4 protein-coding genes are annotated in these 4,547 nt (G+C 61.9%); 2 read left to right on the forward strand and 2 right to left on the reverse strand.

The window, feature by feature from the left end:
• Window positions 1-32: 32 nt before the first annotated feature.
• On the reverse strand, window positions 33-371 hold the full coding sequence (locus ACFFAR_RS25485) for a hypothetical protein (RefSeq protein WP_174363975.1): 339 nt from the start codon (window positions 369-371) through the stop codon (window positions 33-35).
• 103 nt (window positions 372-474) lie between these two features.
• On the reverse strand, window positions 475-657 hold the full coding sequence (locus ACFFAR_RS25490) for a DUF1289 domain-containing protein (protein ID WP_062003496.1): 183 nt from the start codon (window positions 655-657) through the stop codon (window positions 475-477).
• 267 nt (window positions 658-924) lie between these two features.
• Between ACFFAR_RS25490 and ACFFAR_RS25495 the strand changes: the two genes are divergently transcribed.
• Both ACFFAR_RS25495 and ACFFAR_RS25500 read left to right on the forward strand, forming a co-directional pair.
• A complete protein-coding gene (locus ACFFAR_RS25495; protein WP_375508684.1) occupies window positions 925-3,423 on the forward strand; it encodes a PAS domain-containing protein in 2,499 nt (832 codons plus the stop codon).
• 214 nt (window positions 3,424-3,637) lie between these two features.
• On the forward strand, window positions 3,638-4,547 hold a 910-nt coding region (locus ACFFAR_RS25500; RefSeq protein ID WP_375508685.1), incomplete at its 3' end, for an AI-2E family transporter.

Genomic DNA, 4,547 nt, shown 5'->3' on the forward strand with positions numbered 1-4,547 from the left:
AGCCATCCACCGCACAGCCTCGCTTCAGCAACTCAATTCTGCGGCACGTTCGCCTTGTTGCCCGCGAGCGGCGAGCCATAACCGCCGCTTTGCGTGTTATTGGGCAAACCGTTGACCAGCTGAGCGCGCGGATCGGTCGGATTCAGGTTCATCTCTCCGGCCTGCACATTGCCGTGACTGGGATATTCGCTCCCGAGCGGCGCATTCGGCATCAGACGAGGATTATTCGCCGGTGCGCTCATGTCGTCGTTCGGGCTCTGTCCGTGATTCATGTTCGTGGTTTGCGCCACGGCTCCTTGCGCGGCGAACGAGGTCACAAGCGCCGCGGCGGTTACCGTCAAAATGCGGTTCAACTTAACGTGATTAACCATGACTGAACTCCCTTTGTTGGGTTTTCGTGTCCGTGATTTATTGGATTCGCGTTAAGCCGTCACGCGTTTTTATGGGTAAGTCTGCTTGGCGAAACTTGCGACCTTATTTGCGCGCCTTCTTCAACTTCTCTTCGCGCTTGGGCCTGTCGTCGATGATTTTTGTCCGGGCCTTGTTCTTCAGCTTCTTCCACTTCTTGCACTCGTCCTTCGTGCGCAAGCAGCCAATGCACAGGCCGGTTTTGCTGTCGAACTTGCAGATGCTGATGCAGGGCGAATCAACTGCCATATCAATCCAATGGAATCCGAGAAAAATGCGTGCTGCTCACCACGTGAAATCTCGCACAATGCATGCCCGAGTGCCAAAAACATAATTGCGATCAGGCCAATAGCCGACGCAGCACGGGTGTACACAAATTGTTCATCCGGGTAGCTAATCCGTGGCACGTGTGACCCGGATGCTAAGATTTGGAACATTCCGTCGCGTTGTGCGTAAAGACTGTATGTTATGTCGTGCATTACGCCACCTGCGACCTACCGGCTTTTGCTTCGGACCATGCAAAAACCCCCACTGTTCTCGACGCTGAGCCAGCTTGAATTCGAGCGCGCCGTACTGGGACGCGTCGTGGCCGGCATGCCGCTCGCCGAAGTGCTCGAACACGTGATCCATCGGGTGGAAAACCGCTCGGAGCAGCCCATGCGCGCCTCCGTGCTGCTGGTCGATGCCACCGGAAAACGCCTCGTTCACGGCGCGGCGCCGAGTTTGCCCGACGAATACAACCGCATTGTCGACGGCCTCGAAACCGGCCCTTTAATGGGATCGTGCGGGGCCGCGGCGTTTCGCGGGGAACCGGTGATTGTCGAGGACATCGATACAGACCCGGTCTGGGCCGCTTTTCGCGATATCGCCCGGAAGTTCGAATTGCGCGCGTGCTGGTCCATGCCCATTTGCGCCGCCGATGGCCGCGTGCTCGGCACCTTCGCCAATTACTATTCGATGCCGAAAAAGCCGTCGCCCGAAGAACTGGACGACATTGCGCAAGTGGCGAGCGTGACGGCGCTGGCAATCGAGCGGCACGCTGGCGACCGCGCGCTGCGGGAAAGCGAAGAGCGTTTGCGGATCGCGCAGCAGGCCGGCGGAATTGGTACCTTCGAGCTGTTTCCGGACAGCGGGCGTATTGCGGTATCGGAGGAACTTTGCTGGCAGTGGGGTTTGACGCCCCGCCATGAGACCCATCTCGACGTGCTGCTGGACCTCGTGCATCCCGATGACCGCGCACGCGTGCTGACGGCGCACCAGGACATGCATACGGGCGCGCTGGATTACCTCGAATATCGCATCCGCCGCGCGGACAATGGCGAAGAGCGCTGGATGGCACGCCGCGGCGAAGCCATCGCCAACAGCAGCGGCGGCCTGCGTTTTCTTGGCGTGACCTACGACATCACGGGCCACAAGCGTTTCGAAGAACGCCTGCGCGTGAGCGAAACGCAATTGCGCCGCCTGAACGATTCGCTCGCGGCCGAAGTCGATGCCCGCACTCGCGAGCGCAACAGCATCTGGCGCAATTCGCGCGATCTTTTTATCGTGGCGACCAGTTCGGGCGTGCTGCGCGCAGTCAATCCCGCGTGGACCGACATCCTGGGTTTTCGTGAGGACGAACTGATCGGCAAGTCGTTCGCGGAAATCGTTCATCCGGATGACGTGGAAGCCACCGAGACCGCGCTGCAATCCGTCGCGCGTTCGGGGATCGTGCGGTTTGAAAATCGTAACCGTCACAAGGACGGGTCTTACCGATGGGTATCGTGGGTCGCGGCGCCCGAGGGCGACACGCTGTACGGCAACGGCCGCGATGTCACCAGCGAAAAGGAAACCCAGCACGCGCTGCAGCAAACCGAAGAGGCCTTGCGTCAGGCGCAGAAGATGGAGGCGCTCGGGCAACTGACAGGCGGTATCGCGCACGATTTCAACAACCTGCTGCAAGGCATTACCGGTCCGCTCGAACTGATCCGCCGTTATACCCAGCTCGGCCGGACGGACGACATCGACCGCTTCATCACGATGGCAACCGGCGCTGCGAACCGCGCCGCGTCGCTGACGCATCGTCTGCTGGCGTTTTCGCGGCGTCAGCCGCTCGACCCGAAGCCGGTGAACGCGGACGAGTTGCTGCATTCCATCGACGATCTGCTCAAGCGCACGATGGGCGAGGCGATCGATACGCGCGTGATTCCCAATCCGAGACTCTGGCTCACGCGCTGCGACGCAAATCAGCTCGAAAACGCCGTGCTGAACTTCGCGATCAACGCGCGTGACGCGATGCCCGAAGGCGGCCGCCTGACGCTCGAGACGGACAACGTGGAACTCGGGCCCGAGTTCGCAACGTCGCATCCCGATGTCGCGCCGGGCCAGTACGTGGTGGTATCGGCGTCGGATACGGGCGCCGGCATGCCCGACGACGTCAAGGCGCGCGCCTTCGATCCGTTCTATACGACCAAGCCGCTCGGGCAGGGCACGGGGCTGGGTTTATCGATGGCGTACGGGTTTGCCAAGCAATCGGGCGGAATCGCGACCATCGAAAGCGCGCCCGATGCCGGTACGACCATCCGGCTGTATTTGCCGCGGTTCACCGGCGGTGCGGGCAAGACCGAGGTGACAACGGAACTGACGGAAGCGCATCGCGCAGCCGGCGGCCATGTGATCCTGGTGGTTGAAGACGATGCGTCGGTGCGTGAGCTCGTGTGCGAGATCCTGCGCGACCTGGATTATGAGGTGCTGGAGGCCGTCGACGGACCGTCCGGACTTGCGATACTGAATTCGCCAGCGCGTATTGACCTGCTGGTCACCGATGTCGGCTTGCCCGGGCTGAACGGCCGCCAGCTTGCCGATGCCGCCCGGGCCACTCGCCCCGCGCTCCGCGTGCTGTTCATGACGGGTTACGCCGAGTCGGCCACGCGCGCCAACGGTTTTCTCGACACCGGCATGGAGATGATCACCAAGCCCTTCACGCTCGAATCCATGGCGAGCCGCATCCGCCGCATGGTGACCATGGCCGGCTGATTGCGGCTCCCGTATTGCCTCACCGTCAAATACCCGCCCGAATGGCATGGTCTTTGCTCATGCATGGCGGGCGTGTGCGTTTCCCGAGACCGCAGGACACCGGCTCGCGGCTGACAACTCTACAAACCAGCGCAACGCTTGGCCGGAGATCCTTGATGGATCGCCGGCGCGACCGCATCATGAACCCCGCTAAAGCCAATAAGAGAACGATGTGATGACACCAAATCCCGTCCCGCGCCGGCCCGCGTCGAAGGTCTTGCCTCCCGAGGCGCCGGGCATGCGGGCGTTGCTTTCGCTGGTCACCGGCGTGGTGGTGATCTGCGCGCTGTATTTTGGGCGCGCGGTGCTTATCCCGATCATTCTCGCGGTGTTGTTGAGCTTCCTGGTTGCGCCTTTCGTCGATTTGTTGCGGCGGTTGAAACTGGGGCAAGTGCCATCGGTGATCCTGGCCGTGCTCGTTGCGTTGTCCGTGCTGACGGCGGTTGGCGCGCTGATCGGTGCGCAAGTGGCGCAGCTCGCCAGCGACCTGCCGCGTTATCAGGTCGCCGTAGAACGGAAAATCGATGCCGTGCAGGAGAAGACAGTCGGCCGCGCCGATGCGTTCCTTGGCAAGGCGGCAACCGCGCTGAAACGGATATCGCCGAACCGGCAGGAGGAGATCCGCAAGAGCCAGGAGAACCAGACGGCGTCTCCTATCGACGCACCCATGCCCGTCGAAGTCCACGAGCCATCCCCTTCGCCAGTGGAACTTGCCCAGCGCTTCCTGTCGCCAATCATCAGTCCGCTCGAGACCACGGGCATTGTCCTTGTCGTGGCGATATTTATCCTGTTGCAGCGAGAAGACCTGCGCGACCGGCTGATCCGGCTGTTCGGATCGCGCGACCTGCACCGCGCAACGACCGCCATGGATGAAGCCGCGCGGCGGCTTTCGCGCTATTTCCTCGCGCAGCTCGGTATCAACATGGGCGTGGGTATCGTGATTTCGATTGGCCTTGCGATCATCGGCGTGCCCGGCGCGTTGCTGTTCGGCGTGCTGACCGGATTGCTGCGTTTCGTGCCCTACGTGGGGACGTGGATTGCGGCGCTGCTGGCCGTTATCTTCGCCACGGCAGTCGGCCCGGGCT

This window comes from uncultured Caballeronia sp. (assembly GCF_964243625.1).
GTDB lineage: Bacteria > Pseudomonadota > Gammaproteobacteria > Burkholderiales > Burkholderiaceae > Caballeronia.